Source organism: Streptomyces cacaoi, from assembly GCF_006539165.1.
Lineage (GTDB): Bacteria > Actinomycetota > Actinomycetes > Streptomycetales > Streptomycetaceae > Streptomyces > Streptomyces cacaoi.
Map to the genome: position 1 here is coordinate 1 of NZ_BJMM01000003.1, position 19,506 is coordinate 19,506.

General features: G+C 71.4%; 16 protein-coding genes and 1 riboswitch. Of the genes, 12 read left to right on the forward strand and 4 right to left on the reverse strand.

Annotated elements, in window-relative coordinates:
* Nucleotides 1-160 precede the first annotated feature (160 nt).
* From clsA to SCA03_RS03335, 10 genes are all read left to right on the forward strand, one after another.
* Nucleotides 161-769: a cardiolipin synthase ClsA gene (gene clsA / locus SCA03_RS03290; RefSeq protein WP_030884317.1), complete on the forward strand. Its 609-nt coding sequence runs from the start codon at nucleotides 161-163 to the stop codon at nucleotides 767-769.
* 117 nt (nucleotides 770-886) lie between these two features.
* Nucleotides 887-3,382, forward strand: coding sequence for a mannose-1-phosphate guanyltransferase (locus SCA03_RS03295; protein WP_030889799.1), 2,496 nt, complete (start codon nucleotides 887-889; stop codon nucleotides 3,380-3,382).
* Between the two features lie 105 nt (nucleotides 3,383-3,487).
* Nucleotides 3,488-4,387 carry a DUF881 domain-containing protein gene (locus SCA03_RS03300; RefSeq protein WP_169729641.1) on the forward strand — a complete coding sequence of 300 codons (900 nt, stop codon included), beginning with the start codon at nucleotides 3,488-3,490 and terminating at the stop codon, nucleotides 4,385-4,387.
* Nucleotides 4,384-4,716: a small basic family protein gene (locus tag SCA03_RS03305; RefSeq protein ID WP_030884327.1), complete on the forward strand. Its 333-nt coding sequence runs from the start codon at nucleotides 4,384-4,386 to the stop codon at nucleotides 4,714-4,716. Before SCA03_RS03300 ends, SCA03_RS03305 begins: the two co-directional genes overlap by 4 nt.
* Nucleotides 4,717-4,721: 5 nt before the next feature.
* Nucleotides 4,722-5,651, forward strand: a complete 930-nt coding sequence (locus SCA03_RS03310) for a DUF881 domain-containing protein (RefSeq protein WP_086815689.1) — start codon at nucleotides 4,722-4,724, stop codon at nucleotides 5,649-5,651.
* 123 nt (nucleotides 5,652-5,774) lie between these two features.
* Nucleotides 5,775-6,608: a zinc-ribbon and FHA domain-containing protein gene (locus tag SCA03_RS03315; RefSeq protein ID WP_078873976.1), complete on the forward strand. Its 834-nt coding sequence runs from the start codon at nucleotides 5,775-5,777 to the stop codon at nucleotides 6,606-6,608.
* A gap of 19 nt (nucleotides 6,609-6,627) precedes the next feature.
* Entirely contained in the window at nucleotides 6,628-7,350 is a 723-nt protein-coding gene (gene ftsR / locus SCA03_RS03320) for a transcriptional regulator FtsR (protein ID WP_051857074.1), read from the forward strand.
* Between the two features lie 73 nt (nucleotides 7,351-7,423).
* Nucleotides 7,424-7,897 carry a bifunctional nuclease family protein gene (locus tag SCA03_RS03325; RefSeq protein WP_030884337.1) on the forward strand — a complete coding sequence of 158 codons (474 nt, stop codon included), beginning with the start codon at nucleotides 7,424-7,426 and terminating at the stop codon, nucleotides 7,895-7,897.
* A 208-nt stretch (nucleotides 7,898-8,105) separates the two neighbouring features.
* Entirely contained in the window at nucleotides 8,106-8,705 is a 600-nt protein-coding gene (locus tag SCA03_RS03330; protein ID WP_030884340.1) for a MerR family transcriptional regulator, read from the forward strand.
* A gap of 33 nt (nucleotides 8,706-8,738) precedes the next feature.
* Nucleotides 8,739-10,190 carry a DNA polymerase IV gene (locus tag SCA03_RS03335; protein ID WP_141275193.1) on the forward strand — a complete coding sequence of 484 codons (1,452 nt, stop codon included), beginning with the start codon at nucleotides 8,739-8,741 and terminating at the stop codon, nucleotides 10,188-10,190.
* Between the two features lie 317 nt (nucleotides 10,191-10,507).
* On the opposite strand, the gene SCA03_RS03340 is transcribed toward SCA03_RS03335, so the two are convergent.
* On the reverse strand, nucleotides 10,508-10,882 hold the full coding sequence (locus tag SCA03_RS03340; RefSeq protein WP_030884345.1) for a PRC-barrel domain-containing protein: 375 nt from the start codon (nucleotides 10,880-10,882) through the stop codon (nucleotides 10,508-10,510).
* 136 nt (nucleotides 10,883-11,018) lie between these two features.
* A riboswitch (glycine riboswitch) is annotated at nucleotides 11,019-11,115 on the forward strand.
* 190 nt (nucleotides 11,116-11,305) lie between these two features.
* On the opposite strand from SCA03_RS03340, the gene gcvP reads away from it, so the two are divergent.
* The gene (gene gcvP / locus SCA03_RS03345; protein ID WP_141275194.1) at nucleotides 11,306-14,194 is read left to right on the forward strand and encodes an aminomethyl-transferring glycine dehydrogenase; all 2,889 of its coding nucleotides are present in this window, start codon (nucleotides 11,306-11,308) and stop codon (nucleotides 14,192-14,194) included.
* Between the two features lie 124 nt (nucleotides 14,195-14,318).
* Here the strand turns inward: gcvP and SCA03_RS03350 are convergent, their stop codons facing one another.
* Both SCA03_RS03350 and SCA03_RS03355 read right to left on the reverse strand, forming a co-directional pair.
* On the reverse strand, nucleotides 14,319-14,525 hold the full coding sequence (locus tag SCA03_RS03350) for a DUF5999 family protein (RefSeq protein WP_030884350.1): 207 nt from the start codon (nucleotides 14,523-14,525) through the stop codon (nucleotides 14,319-14,321).
* A gap of 329 nt (nucleotides 14,526-14,854) precedes the next feature.
* Entirely contained in the window at nucleotides 14,855-15,598 is a 744-nt protein-coding gene (locus SCA03_RS03355) for a hypothetical protein (RefSeq protein WP_141275195.1), read from the reverse strand.
* A 492-nt stretch (nucleotides 15,599-16,090) separates the two neighbouring features.
* Between SCA03_RS03355 and SCA03_RS03360 the strand changes: the two genes are divergently transcribed.
* Nucleotides 16,091-17,587, forward strand: a complete 1,497-nt coding sequence (locus SCA03_RS03360) for a glutamate-cysteine ligase family protein (protein WP_030884356.1) — start codon at nucleotides 16,091-16,093, stop codon at nucleotides 17,585-17,587.
* Nucleotides 17,588-17,607: 20 nt separating this feature from the next.
* On the opposite strand, the gene SCA03_RS03365 is transcribed toward SCA03_RS03360, so the two are convergent.
* Nucleotides 17,608-19,422 carry a substrate-binding and VWA domain-containing protein gene (locus SCA03_RS03365; protein ID WP_030884360.1) on the reverse strand — a complete coding sequence of 605 codons (1,815 nt, stop codon included), beginning with the start codon at nucleotides 19,420-19,422 and terminating at the stop codon, nucleotides 17,608-17,610.
* Nucleotides 19,423-19,506 lie beyond the last annotated feature (84 nt).

Sequence of the window (19,506 nt, forward strand, 5' to 3'; positions counted from 1 at the left end):
GTTTTCATGTCCGGAAATGCCGTGCTCGCCGGCCTTACGGAGGCGCCGGCCGAGGTCGATTCCACGGTGGGAGTACGGGGCCAACCCCCGTGCACGGTGGGTGAGCACGTCCGGGTAAGGTCGTCTGGATTGCCGTTACTGCTACTTCACGGGAGGCCGGGTGGAGGTCCAGGAGACACGGGTCCAGACGGACCGGGTCCTCACCATCCCGAACATCCTCAGCATGGCGCGCCTGGTCGGGGTGCCGGTGTTCCTGTGGCTCATCCTGTGGCCCGTCTTCGGGGGGCCGAACTGCGACGGATGGGCGCTTCTGGTGCTCGCCGCGAGCGGTGTGAGCGACTATCTCGACGGAAAGCTCGCGCGACGCTGGAACCAGATCAGCAGCCTCGGCCGGATTCTGGACCCCGCCGCGGACCGGCTGTACATCCTTTCCACGCTTCTCGGGCTCACCTGGCGGGAGATCCTCCCCATCTGGCTCACCGGTGTACTGCTGCTCCGGGAGTTGGTGCTGCTCGTCATGGTCTGGGTGCTGGACCGGCACGGATACGCTCCACCGCAGGTCAACTTCCTCGGCAAGGCCGCCACCTTCAATCTCATGTACGCGTTCCCCCTGTTGCTCCTCAGCGACGGTGGTGGTTGGCTGGCCTCGCTCGCTGCAATTTTCGGATGGGCGTTCGCAGGTTGGGGTACTGCTCTGTACTGGTGGGCAGGGGTCCTCTACGTGGTCCAGGTCCGCCGACTCGTCAAGGCGGGTGCCCCGGCCGACTGAGCCCGTCTTTCGACGTCGCAGCTGCTGGCTGCCCATCCGGTGACGCGATGAGGGCAGCCCCCGAACGGGGTGGAAGTCGGCATTTACCGTCGTCTGTGCGAGGAGGGCGTTCCGTACATGAAGGCCGTCGTAATGGCTGGTGGCGAAGGCACGCGTCTTCGGCCCATGACCGCGAGCATGCCCAAGCCCCTGCTGCCGGTGGTCAACCGGCCCATCATGGAGCACGTTCTGCGGCTGCTCAAACGGCATGGGCTGACGGAAACCGTTGTGACCGTCCAATTCCTGGCCTCCCTCGTGAAGAATTATTTCGGGGACGGCGAGGAGCTCGGTATGGAGCTGACGTACGCCCACGAGGAGAAGCCGCTCGGCACCGCGGGCAGCGTCAAGAACGCCGAGGAGGCGCTCAAGGACGATGCCTTTCTCGTCATCTCCGGGGATGCGCTCACCGACTTCGATCTGAGCGATCTCATCCGTTTCCACCGGGAACGCGGAGCGATGGTCACCGTCTGTCTGACCCGGGTGCCGAACCCGCTCGAATTCGGCATCACCATCGTCGACGAGGACGGCCGGGTCGAGCGCTTTCTGGAGAAGCCGACCTGGGGGCAGGTCTTCTCCGACACCGTGAACACCGGCATCTATGTGATGGAGCCCGAGGTCTTCGATTACGTGGAGTCGGATGTCTCGGTGGACTGGTCGGGAGACGTCTTTCCGCGGCTGATGAAGGAAGGCAAGCCCATCTACGGCTATGTCGCGGAGGGTTACTGGGAAGACGTCGGCACCCTGGAGAGCTACGTCAAGGCGCAGGCCGACGCGCTGGAGGGCAAGGTCGACGCCGAGCGGGACGGCTTCGAGATCTCGCCGGGGGTCTGGGTGGCGGAGGGCGCCGAGGTGCATCCCGACGCCACGCTCCGCGGCCCCCTGTTCATCGGCGACTACGCCAAGGTCGAGGCCGGCGCCGAGATCCGGGAACACTCGGTGATCGGCTCGAACGTCGTCGTCAAGAGCGGGGCCTTCCTGCACCGTGCCGTCGTCGACGACAACGTCTACATCGGCCCGCAGTGCAATCTGCGCGGCTGTGTGATCGGCAAGAACACCGATGTCATGCGGGCGGCGCGGCTGGAGGACGGAGCGGTCGTCGGCGACGAGTGCTTCATCGGTGAGGAATCGATCGTCCAGGGCAATGTGCGGGTCTATCCGTTCAAGACGATCGAGGCCGGCGCCTTCGTCAACACCTCGGTCATCTGGGAGTCGCGGGGCCAGGCGCATCTGTTCGGGGCGCGCGGCGTCTCCGGCATCCTGAACGTCGAGATCACCCCCGAGGTGGCCGTCCGTCTCGCCGGTGCGTACGCGACGACCCTGAAGAAGGGCTCGACGGTCACCACGGCCCGGGACCACTCCCGCGGTGCGCGCGCCCTCAAGCGCGCGATGATCTCCGCTTTGCAGAGCAGCGCGATGGACGTCCGGGACCTGGAGAACGTCCCGCTGCCCGTCGCCCGCCAGCAGACGGCGCGGGGCACCGCCGGCGGCATCATGATCCGTACGACGCCCGGGGTGCCGGACTCGGTCGACATCATGTTCCTCGACGAGCGCGGCGCCGATCTCTCGCAGGCCGGCCAGCGCAAGCTCGACCGCGTCTACGCACGCCAGGAGTACCGCAGGGCGTTCCCCGGGGAGATCGGGGACCTGCACTTCCCGTCCAGCGTGTACGACTCCTACACGGGAGCGCTGCTGCGCGCCGTGGACACCGCGGGCATCGCCGAGTCCGGGCTGAAGGTCGTCGTCGACGCGTCCAACGGCAGTGCGGGGCTCGTGCTGCCCAGCCTGCTGGGGCGGTTGGGCGTCGACTCGCTGACGATCAACCCGGGCCTGGACGAATCGCGCCCGACCGAGACGGCGGAGACGCGGCGGGCCGGGCTGGTGCGCCTCGGCGAGATCGTGGCCTCCGCACGCGCGGCGTTCGGTGTGCGGTTCGACCCGGTGGGCGAGCGGCTGTCGCTGGTGGACGAGCACGGGTGCATCGTCGAGGACGACCGGGCCCTGCTGGTGATGCTGGACCTGGTGGCCGCCGAGCGGCGCAGCGGCCGGGTGGCGCTGCCGGTGACCACGACGCGGATCGCCGAGCAGGTCGCCGCGTACCACGGCACGCAGGTCGAGTGGACGACGAGTTCGCCCGACGACCTCACCCGCGTCTGCCGTGACGAGGCGACCGTCTTCGGCGGCGACGGCCGCGGCGGCTTCATCGTCCCCGAGTTCAGCTCGGTCTACGACGGTTCGGCGGCCTTCGTGCGGCTCATCGGGCTGGTCGCCCGTACGCAGCTGACGCTGAGCCAGATCGACGCCCGTATCCCGCGCGCCCATGTGCACCGCCGCGACCTGGCAACACCCTGGGCGGTCAAGGGACTTGTGATGCGTACGGTCGTCGAGGCGGCGGGTGACCGGTCGGTCGACACGACCGACGGTGTGCGCGTCGTCGAGTCCGACGGCCGCTGGGTGATGGTGCTGCCCGACCCGGCCGAGGCCGTGACCCACCTGTGGGCCGAGGGCCCCGACGAGGAGTCGGCCGAGGCCCTCCTCGACGAGTGGGCCGAGGTCGTGGACAGCGCCGGACGCTGACCTCCCGTACGGCGGGGCCTGCCGGATTCGCGCGCAAGTCCCGCCGTACGTCGCACGAGTGGGCCCGTTTCGGCGGTAGGGACGCGACGTGCGACGATGTGCGGCATGCCGCAGCAGCGCCCCCGGGGGAACACCGCATCGAGGTCTGCGCGGCCCGACGCCTCCATGTCGCTGCTGACCAATGTGATGGAGCACAGCCTCGACGACGGCTATGCGCAGGCCGCAGCCCGGCGTGGGGTCGAGGGCCGTTCCGGACTGCCGCGCACCCTGCGCGCGAAACTGGGGCTCGCGGCCGGGCTCGTGCTCGCGGCGCTCGTCGTCACCGTCGGTGCCGCGCAGGCCCGGCTCTCCGCGCCGACCATCGCGAAGGAGAAGCAGGAGCTCATCGAGCGGATCGAGAGCGGCAACCAGAACGCCGACGCGCTCCAGAAGGACGTCGACGGCCTGCGGGCCTCCGTCGAGAAGAAGCAGCGCGAGGCGCTGGAAAAGCACGGCAACGAACGCGGCAGAACCACCTCGCTGTTGGCCGGTGCCACGCCCGTGGAGGGCCCGGGCGTCAAACTCGTCGTCGACGACGCGGAGGACAGCAGTTCGGGCGAGGGCGACGGGCCGCGCCGCAGCGACGGCTTCTCCGACACCGGCCGCATCCGGGACCGTGATCTCCAGCGCGTGGTCAACGGCCTGTGGCAGTCCGGCGCCGAGGCCGTTTCCGTCAACGGCGAGCGTCTCACGTCGCGCTCGGCGATCCGGGCGGCGGGCGATGCGATCCTCGTCGACAACAAGCCGCTCGTGCCGCCGTATACGCTGCTCGCGGTGGGGCCGGGGCGGAAGCTCAGCGACCGTTTCCAGGACAGCGTGGACGGCCGGTACCTCTACGTGCTGCACAAGGACTACGGCGTCAGAACGAACATCTCCGTGCAGGACAAGGTGCGGTTGCAGGCCGCTCCGAGCCTGATCATTCGAACAGCGAAACCTGTGCAGACAGGAAAGGGCAGCACATCGTGATCGCCGTACTGGGCCTCGTGGTGGGAGTCGTGGCAGGACTGGTCGTCCGGCCTGTGGTGCCGACGGTCGTCGAGCCCTATCTGCCCATCGCCGTCGTGGCCGCGCTGGACGCCGTCTTCGGCGGTCTGCGCGCCATGCTGGACGGCATCTTCGACGACAAGGTCTTCGTCGTCTCGTTCCTGTCGAACGTGGTCGTGGCCGCGCTGATCGTCTTCCTCGGTGACAAGCTCGGCGTCGGCGCCCAGCTGTCCACCGGGGTGGTCGTCGTGCTCGGCATCCGCATCTTCTCCAACGCCGCGGCCATCCGCCGGCACATCTTCAGGGCGTGAGGCCGGTGAGCGACGAGACCCCACCCCCGGACCAGGACCGGACGCCGGACAGCGGCCGTACGCCGGGCGGCAGCGGACCGCCGTCGGACCGGAAACGGGCGCTCCCGCCCGAGCGGCCGCGGCCGGAGGCCGGCCCGGAACCGCGGCCCGAGCCCCGGCCGGAGCCGGAGCCGCAGTCCGAGTCGCAGGGCGGTACCGGTGACGGCGGCGGTGCGCTGACCGGCCGGCAGCGCCTCGCCAAGGCCGTGTGGCCACCGCGGGTGACGCGCGCGCAACTCATCGTGGCGCTCCTGCTGTTCGTCCTGGGGCTCGGCCTGGCCATCCAGGTGCGTTCCACGAGCGAGAACAGCGCGCTGCGCGGCGCCCGTCACGAGGACCTGGTGCGCATCCTCGACGAACTCGACGACCGCACCAAGCGCCTGGAGGACGAGAAGCGGGAGCTGGACAAGCACCGCACCGAGCTGGACAACAGCTCCGACCAGGCCGAGGAGGCCCGCAAGCAGACGGCCGAGAAGGAGGCCCAGCTCGGTGTCCTGGCGGGCACCGTCGCCGCCGAGGGCCCGGGTATCCGCCTGACGATCAACGACCCCAAGGGCGCCACCGATTCGGACACGCTGCTCGACGCCGTCCAGGAGCTGCGTGCCGCGGGAGCGGAGGCGATCCAGATCAACGGCGTGCGCGTCGTGGCGAGTACCTACTTCTCCGACAGCGGCGGGGGCGTGAGCGTGGACGGACACGGGGTCAGCCAGCCGTACCGGTTCGAGGTCATCGGCAAGCCGGCCGATCTCGAACCGGCCCTGAACATCCCCGGCGGAGTGGTGCAGACGCTCAAGAACAAGCAGGCGAAAGCGTCCATCAGCCGCTCTGAGAAGATCACAGTGGACGCCTTGCGACAGGCGAAGCGTCCTGATTACGCTCGGTCGTCATCGCAGTGAGATGGTGATAGGAGTTGCGGGGGGTCGCCAGGTCCGTTCACCACTGCGTGGTGGAAACTGTCTACAGGTCACGGACGTTGTCCAGGCATCCTGTGTGACCAGTGAGAGCATTGAGGGTTCGTCCTGCCCCACGGGCGGGTCTGTTTCGTGCGAGGGGAATCGCCCGTGAGTTTTTTTGCGAAGTTGTTCGGCAAGAACCGCCGCGACGGCGGTGCGGGTGCCGCGCGGCATCGTGCCGCCGCCCGTCCCGGGGACACGCCGGGGGCGCCTGAAAACAGCGGCGAGCGCCCCCTGTTCCGGGACGAGGTCGCTTCCCGTCCCGGGGACAATTCGGGTGGTCACGGCGCTGCTTCTGTTGACCCTGGTGCGCAGGGCCGCATAGGTTCCCAGGCACCGCCAACCTCGTCGACGGGTGGAGGGTCTTCCTTGCCGGTGTGTAACAGGTGCGGAGCGGGCGTATCGGAGACGAGCCGCTTCTGCTCCAACTGCGGAGCCCCTCTCAAGGGCGGCGCTCCCGTGGAGTCGTCCGAGACGACGTCCACGATCTCCATCTCCGGGCTGGAGGCCTACGAGGCGGAGGTGACCGGGCAGCACGCCTCACCGGTGCTGCCGCCCGAGGCACAGGCGGCCGTGGACGCCCTCCCGATGGGCTCTGCGCTGCTGATCGTGCGGCGCGGCCCGAACTCCGGCAGCCGTTTCCTGCTGGACAACGAGCTGACCACAGCGGGGCGCCACCCGGAGAGCGACATCTTCCTGGACGATGTGACCGTCTCCCGCCGCCACGTGGAATTCCGCCGCGGCCCGGACGGCGTCTTCACGGTCAGCGACGTCGGAAGCCTGAACGGCACCTACGTCAACCGCGAGCGCATCGAGTCCGGCGTCCCGCTGGGCAACGGGGACGAGGTGCAGATCGGCAAGTACCGGCTGGTCTTCTTCACGAGCCCGCGGAACCCCTGACCCGCCCACGGGAGGCCCCATGCCGCACGGAGTCCCCGAGGTGACCCGGGCCGACGCCACCGGGGAGCGTTTCCCGATGAGCGTCGGCGCGGTCGCCAGGGAGCTGCGTGCGGAGTTTCCCGGTACGACCGTCTCCACGATCCGTTTCTTCGAGGCCGAGGGCCTCGTGGTGCCCGGGCGCTCGGCGTCCGGGCACCGGCTTTTCGGGCCGCGGGAGGTCGAGCGGCTGCGCCGGGTGCTGCGGCTGCGGCGGGACGAGTGCCTGTCGCTCTCCGCGATCGCGCAGCGCTTCCAGGAGGAAGCCTCCCGGCCCGGTGGTGCAGCACCGGCGGAACCGGCCGACGCCGCCGCCGCGCCGGCGCACGCCGGTGGCACCGCGCGTATGGGCCGGGCGGGAGTGCTCGCGGCGGCCGGCGCCGGCGAGGAGCAGCTCGCCGACTGGGAGGCGTACGGACTGCTCGACGCCCGGCCGGACGGCTCCTATGCGCCGGCCCAGGCCGCGGTGGCCCGGCTCGCCGCCGAGCTGGGCGGATACGGGTTGCAGGCCCGGCATCTGCGCGCGGTGAAGATCGCCGCCGAGCGCCAGACCGATCTGGTCGCCAGCATCGTCGCCCCGCTGCGGCGGCACCCGGACGCGCGCACCCGCGCCCACGCCGAGCGCACGGCCGAGGAGATCGCGGCGCTGTCCGTACGGCTCCACGCGGCCTTCGTCCGGTCCTCGCTGGGCCCGCACGGTGACTGATTCGGCACACGGATGCCCTCGCCGAAGGCGGCCCGACTACCCAAACAGGCGTGGCACGGCCTAGGGTTGCTGTGTGAATGAGCTCGACGTCGTGGGTGTCCGGGTGGAAATGCCCACCAACCAACCGATCGTGCTCCTGCGAGAAGTGGGAGGCGATCGCTACCTCCCCATCTGGATCGGCCCCGGAGAGGCGACCGCGATCGCCTTCGCACAACAGGGCATGACCCCCGCACGCCCACTCACCCATGACCTGTTCAAGGACGTCCTGGAAGCAGTGGGACAGGAGCTCACCGCGGTCCGCATCGTCGACCTGCGGGAAGGCGTCTTCTATGCCGAGCTGGTCTTCGCCAGCGGTGTCGAAGTGAGCGCCCGCCCGTCCGACGCCATAGCGCTGGCTCTCCGCACGGGGACGCCGATCTACGGCAGTGACGACGTGCTGGACGACGCCGGTATCGCGATTCCGGACGAGCAGGAGGACGAAGTGGAGAAGTTCCGCGAGTTCCTCGACCAGATCTCGCCGGAGGACTTCGGCACCAGCAACCAGTGAGCGGCACCGGGCTGCCGATGATGGCGCCGGTTACGGCGGCTTCGGCCAAACGGCCAGCTATTCCCGCTCACGGGTACACGAAACCACTCCGGAGGGGATTATCACCCGCCGTGCCGAGTGTGGCGATCGTTGACGCACTCGGGGCGACTGCCTACCTTCAGGTGGGCAGGTTCCGGGGCAACCCGGGATGTGAAGGACGGAGGTCGGCGTGGTGAGCACCGGCGGTGGAGATACAGCGGCTGGCGATTCCCCCCTCTCCGGTGGCCCGGCCGGGCCACCGTCCGATTCCTTGAACACCACCGTGGACCCGGCGCCGGACGAGGTCGGGTATCGAGGCCCCACCGCCTGTTCCGCGGCCGGCATCACCTACCGGCAACTCGACTACTGGGCCCGCACCGGCCTGGTCGAGCCCAGCATCAGACCCGCCTACGGATCGGGCAGCCAGCGGCTCTACAGCTTCCGGGACATCGTCGTCCTCAAGATCGTGAAGCGGCTGCTGGACACCGGCGTCTCGCTCCAGAACATCCGCGCCGCCGTGCGCCATCTGCGCTCGCGCGGCAGGACGGACCTGGCGCGGATGACGCTGATGAGCGACGGGGCCACCGTCTACGAGTGCTCCTCGCCCGACGAGGTCGTCGATCTGCTCCAGGGCGGACAGGGCGTGTTCGGTATCGCCGTCGGCGTCGTCTGGAAGGACGTCGAGGGGGCGCTCTCGCAGCTGCACGGGGAGCGGGTGGACACCGGCGAGACGCTGATCGGCCATCACCCCGAGGACGAGCTGGCACGTCGGCGCAACCGCGCCGGCTGAGATTGTCGGACCCGTACGGCACCATCGGCAGATGTGAGGGACCAGCCGACCATCCTGCATCTGGACATGGATGCCTTCTTCGCCGCCGTTGAGCAGGCTTCCAAGCCCAGCCTGCGCGGGAAGCCGGTGATCGTCGGCGGGCTCGGGCCCCGCGGGGTCGTCTCCACCGCTTCCTACGAGGCCCGGCGCTTCGGGGTGCACTCGGCGATGCCGACGGCGCAGGCCCGGCGGCTGTGTCCGAACGCCGCCTATCTGGGGCCGCGCTTCGGGCTCTACCGCAAGGTGAGCGACGTCGTCATGGAGCTGCTGCACGAGCTCTCGCCGCTGGTGGAGCCGCTCAGTCTGGACGAGGCGTTCGTCGATCTGGAGGCCGCCGAGGCGCCGGCCCGGCCGGTGCGGGACGCCGACGGGGCGCACCGGGTGGGGGAGCGGCTGCGGGCGGCGATCCGGGCGGCCACCGGGCTGAGCGGCTCGGTGGGGCTCGCGGGGTCGAAGATGCTCGCCAAGATCGCCTCCGAGCAGGCCAAACCGGACGGGATCGTACTCATCGAGCCGGGTACCGAGCGGGACATGCTGGCGCCGATGCCGGTGCGGATCCTGCCGGGCGTCGGCCCGGCCACGGCCGAGACGCTGCGCAGGGCCGGCATCACGACCGTGGGGGAGACGGCCGAGGCGGGGTCCGAGGAGCTGGTGCGGCTGCTGGGCAAGGCGCACGGGGCCTCGGTGTACGCGATGGCGCACGGGGTGGACGAGCGTCCGGTGGTCGCGGAGCGGGACGCCAAGTCGGTCTCGGTCGAGGACACCTACGACGTGGACCTCACCGACCGCACGCGGGTGCGGTGGGAGGTGGAGCGGCTGGCCGAGCGCTGTGTGACGCGGCTGCGCGCCGCCGGGCGCTCGGGGCGCACCGTCGTGATCAAGGTGCGCAGCTACGACTTCTCCACGCTGACCCGCTCCGAGACGCTGCGCGGGCCGACGGACGATCCGGGAGTGGTCAAGGAGGCCGCGCAGCGGCTGCTCGACGGGGTGGACACCACGGCGGGGGTGCGGCTGCTGGGCGTGGGCGTGAGCGGGCTCGCGGACTTCACACAGGAGGATCTGTTCGCGCAGGCAGCGCAGGAGGCCGGTGAGGCGGAGAAGGCCGAGGCGGTGGGGGAGGAGGCCGGGGAGGTCGGCTCTGCCGAGGACACCGGGGGCGTGCCGGAGCCGGTCGAGGAGGACACGGTGCAGGACCGCCGGTGGGTCCCGGGGCGGGATGTGCGGCATGCCGGGTACGGCCGGGGCTGGGTGCAGGGCAGCGGCGTCGGGAAGGTGACCGTCCGCTTCGAGGAGCCGGATACGCCGCCGGGGCGGGTGCGGACGTTCTCGGTGGACGATCCCGAGTTGCAGCCGGCGGAGCCGCGGATGCTGGATGCCGCGATCGCGGAGGTGCTGGCCGGGGGCCGGGCCGCGGCGGAGCGGGGCGGGGCGGAGCCGGCACGCTAGCCGGGCCTCGTCCCGGCCCTGGCCCGCGGCCCGGCTTCGGACCTGGACACCTCGGCCCCCGCCTGGAATCGGGCCCGGGCGGCCTGGCTCCGGCTGTGCGCGGGTCCGGCCCCGGGCGTGGCCGTCGGTATCGGGCAGCGTGGCCCTGGCCCTCCCTGGTCTGGGAAGCCTGGTTCCGGGCTCCCTCTGGCCGGGGCAGACCGGCCCCGGCTCTCGGACCGGGCCTGAGCAGTTGGGCCGGGGCGTGTGGCCCGGGGGCGGGCGAGTGTGCGGTTCTCAGTGCCCGGGTGGGGGTGGGGCCGGGAGGACCCGGTGGGTCACTCCTCGGCCCCGGCTATGCGGCCGAAGTCGCGGTCGGGGGGCGTGGCGGAGTCGTCGGCCGGGACGTCCAGGCCGTAGTGCCGGTACAGCTCCAGCTCCTGTTCGGGGGAGAGGTGCCGGCCGACGCCGAGGTCCGGGGCGCCCTTGATCAGGGAGCGTTCGTAGGGGACGCGCAGGCCGTCCTCGGCGACGCTGCTCGGTTCGAGCGGGACGAAGGCGTCACGGGTGAACAGGCCGGTACGGACGGCCGCCCACTCCGGGCTGCCGGTCGCGTCGTCGAGGTAGACCTCGTCGACTGTGCCGATCTTGGTGCCCTCGCTGTCGAACGCCTTGCGGCCGATCAGGCTCCGGGGGTCGATCTCGGTCTGCACGGTTGTCTCCCTCCCACGGTTCGCCCTGGGCGTCGGACTCGTACTCACAACGAAACGGTACTTCTCGGTTATTGGCCACTCGAGTGCGGACCCGGTTACCGGACGGTCCCTCGCTGATAGGCTCGCAAGTGGCTGTCGACCCCGCGCGGGAGAGTTCTCCGGTGAACTGCCGGAGGCGCCGAAGGAGCAACTCCTCCCCGGAATCTCTCAGGCTCAGGTACCGCGCGGACGAGGTCACTCTGGAAAGCAGGGCGGGCCCGGGGAGCCATCGCCGGGGCCCCTCCTCACCGACGGTGAAAGCCGGACCGGCCGGGACTGTGGGCGGGACCGGTGAAGCTCTCAGGTTGAGATGACAGAGGGGGAGGCCGTCCGGGCACCCGTCCCAGGTGCCCTCGAAGGTCGCAGAGACCAGGAGGCCCCCAGATGACTTCCCATCGCACCCCGCTGGCCGCGCTGGAGCGCGGCGCACCGTTCGAGAGCCGCCATATCGGGCCGGACGCCGGTGCGCAGGCCAAGATGCTCGCGCAGGTCGGCTACGGCTCCCTCGACGAGCTGACCGCCGCTGCCGTCCCCGAGGTGATCAAGAGCACCGAGCGGCTGGCGCTGCCCGAGGCCCGCAGCGAGGCGGACGTGCTGGCCGAGCTGCGCGCGCTCGCCGGGCGGAACCGGGTGCTGCACTCGATGATCGGCCTGGGGTACTACGGCACGTTCACACCCCCCGTCGTGCTGCGCAACGTCATGGAGAACCCGGCCTGGTACACGGCGTACACCCCGTACCAGCCGGAGATCTCGCAGGGCCGGCTGGAGGCGCTGCTCAACTTCCAGACGGTGATCTCCGATCTGACGGGGCTGCCGACCTCGGGCGCCTCGCTGCTGGACGAATCGACGGCGGCGGCCGAGGCGATGGCGCTCTCCCGCCGGGTGGGCAAGGTCAAGAACGGTGTCTTCCTGGTGGACGCCGACTGTCTGCCGCAGACGGTCGCGGTGCTGCGGACGCGGGCCGAGCCGACGGGGGTGGAGATCGTCGTCGCGGATCTGGACGACGGTGTTCCGGAAGAGGTCGCCGAGCGCGGGGTGTTCGGCGTGCTGCTCCAGTACCCCGGTGCGTCCGGTGCGGTGCGGGACCACCGCGCGGTGATCGAGCGGGCCCATGAACTCGGGGCCGTGGTGACCGTCGCCGCCGATCTGCTGGCGCTGACGCTGCTCACCTCGCCCGGCGAGCTGGGGGCCGACATCGCCGTGGGCTCCAGCCAGCGGTTCGGGGTGCCGATGGGCTTCGGCGGTCCGCACGCCGGGTACATGGCGGTGCGCGAGAAGTTCGCACGCAGCCTCCCCGGGCGGCTCGTCGGCGTCTCCAAGGACGTGGACGGCGAACCGGCCTACAGGCTGGCGCTCCAGACGCGGGAGCAGCACATCCGCCGGGAGAAGGCCACCAGCAACATCTGCACCGCGCAGGTCCTGCTCGCCGTCATGGCGGGGATGTACGCGGCCTACCACGGCCCGGACGGGCTGGCGGCGATCGCCCGCCGGACCCACCGGTACGCGGCCGTCCTCGCCGAGGGGCTGCGCGCCGGCGGCGTGGAGCTGGTGCACGACGCGTTCTTCGACACGGTGACCGCGCGGGTGCCCGGCCGGGCCGCCGAGATCGTCCGGCGGGCGTGCGAGAGCGGTGTCAACCTGCGGCAGGTCGACGGCGACCACGTCGGCATCGCCTGCGACGAGACCACCGCGCGCGAGCAGCTGCGCACCGTCTGGCAGGCGTTCGGGGTGCCCGACGCCGACATCGACGAGCTGGACGGGCGCACCGGGGACGCGCTGCCGGACGCACTGCTGCGCGAGGACGAGTACCTGACGCACCCGGTCTTCCACGAGCACCGCTCCGAGACGGCCATGCTGCGCTATCTGCGCCGGCTGTCCGACCGGGACTACGCGCTGGACCGCGGCATGATCCCGCTCGGCTCGTGCACGATGAAGCTCAACGCCACCACCGAGATGGAGCCGGTGACCTGGCCGGAGTTCGGGGGGCTGCACCCCTTCGCGCCGGTCGACCAGGCCGCCGGGTATCTGACGCTGATCCGCGAGCTGGAGGAGCGGCTCGCCGAGGTCACCGGGTACGACAAGGTCTCGTTGCAGCCCAACGCCGGCTCGCAGGGCGAGTTCGCCGGGCTGCTGGCCGTGCGTGCCTACCACCGGGCCAACGGTGACGCGCAGCGCACCGTGTGCCTCATCCCCTCGTCGGCGCACGGCACCAACGCGGCGAGCGCGGTGATGGCGGGGATGAAGGTCGTCGTCGTCAAGACCAGCGACAACGGCGACGTCGACGTGGCCGATCTGCGCGAGAAGATCGACAAGCACGCCGACGAGCTGGCGGTGCTCATGGTCACCTACCCCTCGACGCACGGCGTCTTCGAGGAGCACATCACCGAGGTGTGCGCGGCCGTGCACGACGCGGGCGGCCAGGTGTACGTGGACGGCGCGAACCTCAACGCGCTGCTGGGGCTGGCGAAGCCGGGCCGGTTCGGTGCGGACGTCTCGCATCTGAATCTGCACAAGACCTTCTGCATCCCGCACGGCGGCGGCGGTCCGGGCGTCGGGCCGATCGGGGTGCGGGCGCATCTGGCGCCGTATCTGCCCAACCATCCGCTCCAGCCCGAGGCCGGGCCGGAGACGGGGATCGGTCCGGTCTCCGGGGCTCCGTGGGGCTCGGCGGGCATCCTGCCGATCTCGTGGGCGTATGTGCGGCTGATGGGCGGCGAGGGGCTGCGCAGGGCCACGCAGGTCGCGGTGCTCAGCGCCAACTACATCGCCAAGCGGCTGGAGCCGCACTACCCGGTGCTCTACACCGGGCCCGGCGGGCTGGTGGCGCACGAGTGCATCATCGATGTGCGCGGGCTGACCAAGCAGACGGGCGTGAGCATCGACGACGTCGCCAAGCGGCTGATCGACTACGGCTTCCACGCGCCGACGATGTCCTTCCCCGTCGCGGGGACGCTGATGACGGAGCCGACGGAGAGCGAGGACCTGGCCGAACTCGACCGGTTCTGCGAGGCGATGATCGCCATCCGTGCCGAGATCGACCGGGTCGGCTCGGGGGAGTGGGACGCGGACGACAACCCGCTGCGCAACGCGCCGCACACCGCGGCCCAGCTGGGCCGTGAGTGGGAGCACGGCTACGGCCGTACGGAGGCCGTGTTCCCCGCGGGCGTGCACGCAGCCGACAAGTACTGGCCGCCGGTGCGCCGGATCGACGGCGCGTACGGCGACCGCAACCTGGTCTGCTCGTGCCCGCCGGTGGCGGAGTACGACGGCTGAGCGGCTGAGCGCGCCGCGTCCCGCGCGGCGGAGCACGGAGAAGGGCCGGTACGGCGACTGCCGTGCCGGCCCTTTGTCCGCTGTTCTTCCAGGGGTTTCAGTTCTCGTGGAGCGGCGCGCCCGCTCAGGCGGCCGTGGTGACGTGCCGGGTGCCCGGGGGGCGGTGCGGGTCGATGATCTTGCCGTCCGGCAGCAGCTCACCGGTGTCCTCGAAGAGGAGGACGCCGTTGCAGAGCAGACTCCAGCCCTGTTCGGGGTGGTGGGCGACGGGCTGGGCCGCCTCCCGGTCTGCTGAGTCCGCTGTCGGGCACGGTGGCTGGTGCTGGCACATGGTCGCTGTCGTCTTCCGTCGAGTGGTCTGAGTCCTGCGGCTGTGACTGTCCATGGACGTCCCCCCGTACGTTGCGGTCTTCCCCCAGTGTTGCGCCGCCGGCTCGAATCCGCAGGGATTTCGGGTCAGCACGTACCCATCCGCTCAGACGCGTCACCCGGGCGGGTGGTTGCGCCCAACAAGCCGCCGGACACGGGGCGTTGACCCTTTGGGGTACGCACGCGCACCCGGCCCGCCGGGACCGCACACGGCCGCGCCGGCGCACCTCGGTGCGCCGGCGCGGCCGGTGGCGTGTGACGGTCAGGCCCGTCTCCGCCGGGGTGCCGGTGTCACAGCCCCGCGGTGTCCACGGCCGCGGGCCGCTCGGCACCGGGGGCCGTGCCGCGCAGCAGCGGGGGTGTGAGCAGGCGGCGGGTGAGCTGCGGCAGGAGCGCGTCCATCCGGTGGGAGGTGTGCGAGGCGATGCCGGGCGGCGCGGGGGCCAGCGGCACCAGCAGATCCGCCGGGCCGGGTGTGCTCGTCGCGGGGTCGGCCGACGGGTTCGCGTGCAGCCAGAGCATCACCATGTACAGCTCGGGCACCGACAGCAGCCGGGGTTGGAAGGCGGCCGTCAGCGACTCGGCCTGGCGCAGCGCCCGCAGGCCCGAGAAGACGTACGGGCCCTGGGAGAAGTGGCCGAAGGCCCAGCCGTCGGCGGTGAGCACCGCCTCGGCGGCGCACACATGGCCGGACCGGCCGCGGCCGCCGGGGGCCTCGGGGGCCGGGTGTCCGGCCTGCGTGGAGTGTCCGGTCTGCGCGGTGTGCTCGGAGCTCTCGGGGTGCTCGGGGGCCCCGGTCTCCTCGCGTAGCAGGAAGCGCCAGCCGGTGAGCCGGGTGACGGGCGGCCCGGTCCGTCCGTGTGCCGCGACCCGCGCCAACTCGTGTACGGGAAGCGGGAGTTCGGGGTGGAGGGGGCCGGTCGCGGTGCGGACGGCGGCGGGTACACGGGAGCTGCGGAGTGCGGTCGGTGAGCCGAGTGCGGTCAGGATGCTGCGCAGGGCAGCTGCGGGGGCCGGGGGAGCGTGCAGCGGCATAGCGGGTCGCCTCTCGTCGGAGACTGTCGAGCTCAGGAGCGCGCGGACAGCGGCGTCGGCACGAGGGCGGGGGATCGCGGGCGCGGGCCGTCGAACGGGGGCGCGATACGCGTCAACTCCCGCCTCTGGGGCGAAGTTTATACGAGATATGTTCGAGTGAGGTTTCCGCTAACCGGCCGCCGCGTTTCGTGGAAGGGGGCAACAGGCCGAATCCCCGGGGTCTCCACCTGCGGGACCGGGGGGCGTGAGCGAGTGACCTCGTATTGCGTGGGGGGCGCGTACGGCCTGATGTCGACCGTGATTTATCACGGTTCCGACGGGGTGAGAAGTCCTGCCGTATGCCCACGGAATGTGCCGACGCGCATTCGCCAGCCTAGCGTCGGTTACCCGCCTTCGACAGTCGTGTAAGGCGTATCGCTCGTCCGGAGGGGCATCATCGGTGCACGTTCGCACGGGCACTCGAACAACAGGGGCGACAGGGGAGGACCCTCCATGGGAGAGAAGGTCGTGGCCGACAGGTTCGACCTGGCCGACCGGCGGCGGTACCGGGAGAAGCTGCGCGCATGTCTGCGCGCGCTCCGGCTGTTGTTGGACGGGAGGCGGTTCGACCGGCCGCGCAATCTCATGGGGCTGGAGATAGAACTGAATCTCGCCGACGCCGGCGGACAGCCGATGATGACGAATACCCGGGTCCTCGAACAGATCGCGAGCCGGGATTTCCAGACCGAGTTGGGGCAGTTCAACCTCGAAGTGAATATCGTGCCGCACGCGCTCTCCGGGAGAGTGCTGGACCAACTCGCCGAGGAACTCCGCACCGGGCTCGCGTACGCCGACCGGCAGGCCCGCGAGGTGAACGCGCGCATCGTGATGACCGGGATTCTGCCCACCCTCACGGCCGACGACCTCACCTCGGCCAATCTGACCGTCGCCGACCGCTACACCCTGCTCAACGACCAGATCATGGCCTCGCGCGGGGAAGAGGTACGCCTCGACATCGAGGGCGCCGAACATCTGGTGTGCACCTCGGAGTCCATCGCGCCCGAGGCCGCCTGCACCTCGGTCCAGCTGCACCTCCAGGTGACGCCCGGGCGGTTCGCCGACGTGTGGAACGCCGCGCAGGCGGTGAGCGCCGTGCAGATCGCGATGGGCGCCAACTCGCCCTTCCTGTTCGGGCACGAGCTGTGGCGCGAGTCGCGGGTCCCGCTGTTCCTCCAGGCCACCGACACCCGTCCGCCGGAGCTGAGCGCCCAGGGAGTACGGCCGCGCACCTGGTTCGGTGAGCGGTGGATCGACTCGGCCTACGACCTGTTCGAGGAGAACCTGCGCTACTTCCCCGCCCTGCTGCCCATCTGCGAGGACGAGGACCCGCTGGACACGCTGGCCGCCGGCGGCACCCCGGCGCTGGGCGAACTCGCCCTGCACAACGGCACGGTGTACCGCTGGAACCGCCCCGTCTACGGCGTCATGGACGGCGTTCCGCACCTGCGGGTGGAGAACCGGGTGCTGCCCGCCGGACCGACCGTCGCCGACGTGCTGGCCAACACCGCCTTCTACTACGGGCTCGTGCGGGCGCTGGCGGACGAGCCGCGGCCCGTGTGGAGCCGGATGCCGTTCACGGACGCGGCACGCAACTTCGACGCGGCGTGCCGGTACGGCATCGACGCCGAGCTGTGGTGGCCCCGTACCGGGCGCGGCCAGGGCCGGGCGCGGGTGCCGGCCGTGCGGCTGGTGCGCGAGGAGTTGCTGCCGCTCGCCGCGGCCGGGCTCGACGCCTGGGGCGTGGAGCCCAGCGACCGCGACCGCTGCCTGTCCGTCATCGAGGAGCGGTGCCGGCGGCACGTCAACGGCGCCTCGTGGCAGGTCGCGGCGTACCACCGGGCGCGGGAGAGCGGGCTGGACCGGGGCAAGGCGCTGGCGGCCGTCACCCGCGGATATGTGGAGCGCGCCGACGAGGGCGCGCCGGTGCACACCTGGACGCCGGGGCCCTGAACCGCCGGACCGCGCGGGGCTCAACCGCGGCTCCCCGCCTCCATGATGGCCTTGAGGATGACCTCGTGGATCTGGGACGGATCGTCGACCTGGTGCGACGAGCCGCCGGTGGCCTCGGCGATCTCCTCGGCGGCCTTCTCGTCGGCGTCCGGGCCCACCGCGACGGTGATCAGCGGCAGCGGCGGCTTGCCCTCGCTCTGCTCCTTCAGGCCGAGGGCCAGCTCGTCGCGCGAGATGCTGCCCGGGTCCTCGTTGGAGCCGTCGGTGAGCAGCACCACGGCGTTGAACTTCCCGGAGGCGTAGGAGGAGCGGACCTTCTTGTAGGCGGCGAGCGCCGTGTCGTACAGGCCCGTCGCGCCGCCCGGTATGGGCTCCATCCGGCCGAAGGCGGAGGTGAGTTCGTCGCGCTGGGTGCCGCCGCCCTCGACGCGGTCGCCGAGCCGGCCCAGCGGCACCAGCTCGCGGTGGTCCTTGCCGCCGTCGAGCCGGGTGGCGAACTCCCACAGGCCCACCTCGTCCTGCGGGGTGAACTGGGACAGCCCCTGGATCAGCGACGCCTTGGTGACGTCCATACGGGACTGGCCCGGCCGGCCCGGCACGGGCTGCGCCATCGACGCCGAGGCGTCGACGACCAGCAGGAAGCGCGCGCTCTGCACGGTGATGGTCCACATGCCCAGCGTGGCGCGGACGTTGCGGGTGGAGGGCGGATCGCCCGGGGTGGCCTTCCAGGGCTGGGGTGAACGGGCGCCGGCGGCGCGGGCGAGCCGGGCGTCGGCCTTGCCGCCGGGCTTGCGGAAGCCGTGCCGGGCGAGCGTCCGCAGGCCCGTGTCGTCGCCCAGGAGGGTCTGGAAGCGCAGGGCGGCGCGGCTCTTCTCGGTGCTCAGCTTGTCGCTGTCGACCAGCGTCAACGGGTAGTCGAGGGCCGTCGCGTCCTCCTTCGGGTAGAACAGCCGCAGTCCCGGTGCGTCGCCCGCGGCCTTGTTGTGGGCGTACGCGGCCTGTTCGGAGACGATGAGGGCCTGGTTGCGCTGTGGATTGCCCAGCTCCGCGCCGGAGTCGTCGCGCGGCAGGGTGGCCAGCACCTGGGAGTCGCCGGGCGCGGTCCGCTCGGCCAGCTGTTTGGCCGCGGCCGCCGCCTGCGTCTCGGACTTCCCGCCGCCCTTCTCGACGGCCGCGCTGTGCATCCGCGTGAGCGCGAGCAGCCCGGTGGCGCTGCGGGCCGGATCGGCGCTGCCGACCCGCAGATCGCCCTCGCCGGTCGCCGCGCCGGCGATCGACGACCACGAGTACCGCTTGTCGGGCCAGCCCATCTTCCCGGCCGCCGACGGGACGACGGCCAGCGCCAGCGGCGATCCCGCCACATCGCCGAGGGTCTCCAGCCGCGGCGCGCGGCCCGAGGAGGTCACGCGGTCCACCCAGACCCGCGAGTCCGGCAGCCAGACGTCGTAGTCGGCCGAGGCGCCCACCGAGCCGCGCCGCAGGCTGTCGGCCACCTCGGCGCCGGTGCGCTCGCTCACCCGGACGTCCAGACAGCGGCCGTCGGACGTCGTCTTCTCCTCGCGGGCGTGCGCGGCCAGGCTGCGCAGCGCGGGCGCGATGTCGGGGGAGGCGGCGATCCGCAGCCCGACGGAGTCCTCGCAGCCGTCGGTGAACGGCAGGACACCGGTGCGGGCTGCCACGGCGGTGCCGGCACCGAGCGCCACGACGAACGCGGTGGCGAGGACGACGGTGCGCCGACGGGAGCCCTGCCCGCGTCGCGGGCGCCGCCCGGACGTCGGACGGGCACCCCGCGTGCCGGCGGAACCGGAGCCGTCGGGCAAGCTGTGACGTGGCATGGCGTGAACGCCTCTCCTCGAAGCCTTCCGGGCGGCGGCGCCGAGGGTGCGGCACGCCGAGGCGGCGCTCCTCCCCCGGATCGG

What these genes read in the sequence shown, in the direction of transcription:
- SCA03_RS03365 (WP_030884360.1), bottom strand. Translation starts at nt 19,422, where the DNA reads ATGCCACGTCACAGCTTGCCCGACGGCTCCGGTTCCGCCGGCACGCGG.
- SCA03_RS03300 (WP_169729641.1), top strand. Translation starts at nt 3,488, where the DNA reads ATGCCGCAGCAGCGCCCCCGGGGGAACACCGCATCGAGGTCTGCGCGG.
- SCA03_RS03295 (WP_030889799.1), top strand. Translation starts at nt 887, where the DNA reads ATGAAGGCCGTCGTAATGGCTGGTGGCGAAGGCACGCGTCTTCGGCCC.
- SCA03_RS03360 (WP_030884356.1), top strand. Translation starts at nt 16,091, where the DNA reads ATGGGAGAGAAGGTCGTGGCCGACAGGTTCGACCTGGCCGACCGGCGG.
- ftsR (WP_051857074.1), top strand. Translation starts at nt 6,628, where the DNA reads ATGCCGCACGGAGTCCCCGAGGTGACCCGGGCCGACGCCACCGGGGAG.
- SCA03_RS03350 (WP_030884350.1), bottom strand. Translation starts at nt 14,525, where the DNA reads ATGTGCCAGCACCAGCCACCGTGCCCGACAGCGGACTCAGCAGACCGG.
- SCA03_RS03355 (WP_141275195.1), bottom strand. Translation starts at nt 15,598, where the DNA reads ATGCCGCTGCACGCTCCCCCGGCCCCCGCAGCTGCCCTGCGCAGCATC.
- gcvP (WP_141275194.1), top strand. Translation starts at nt 11,306, where the DNA reads ATGACTTCCCATCGCACCCCGCTGGCCGCGCTGGAGCGCGGCGCACCG.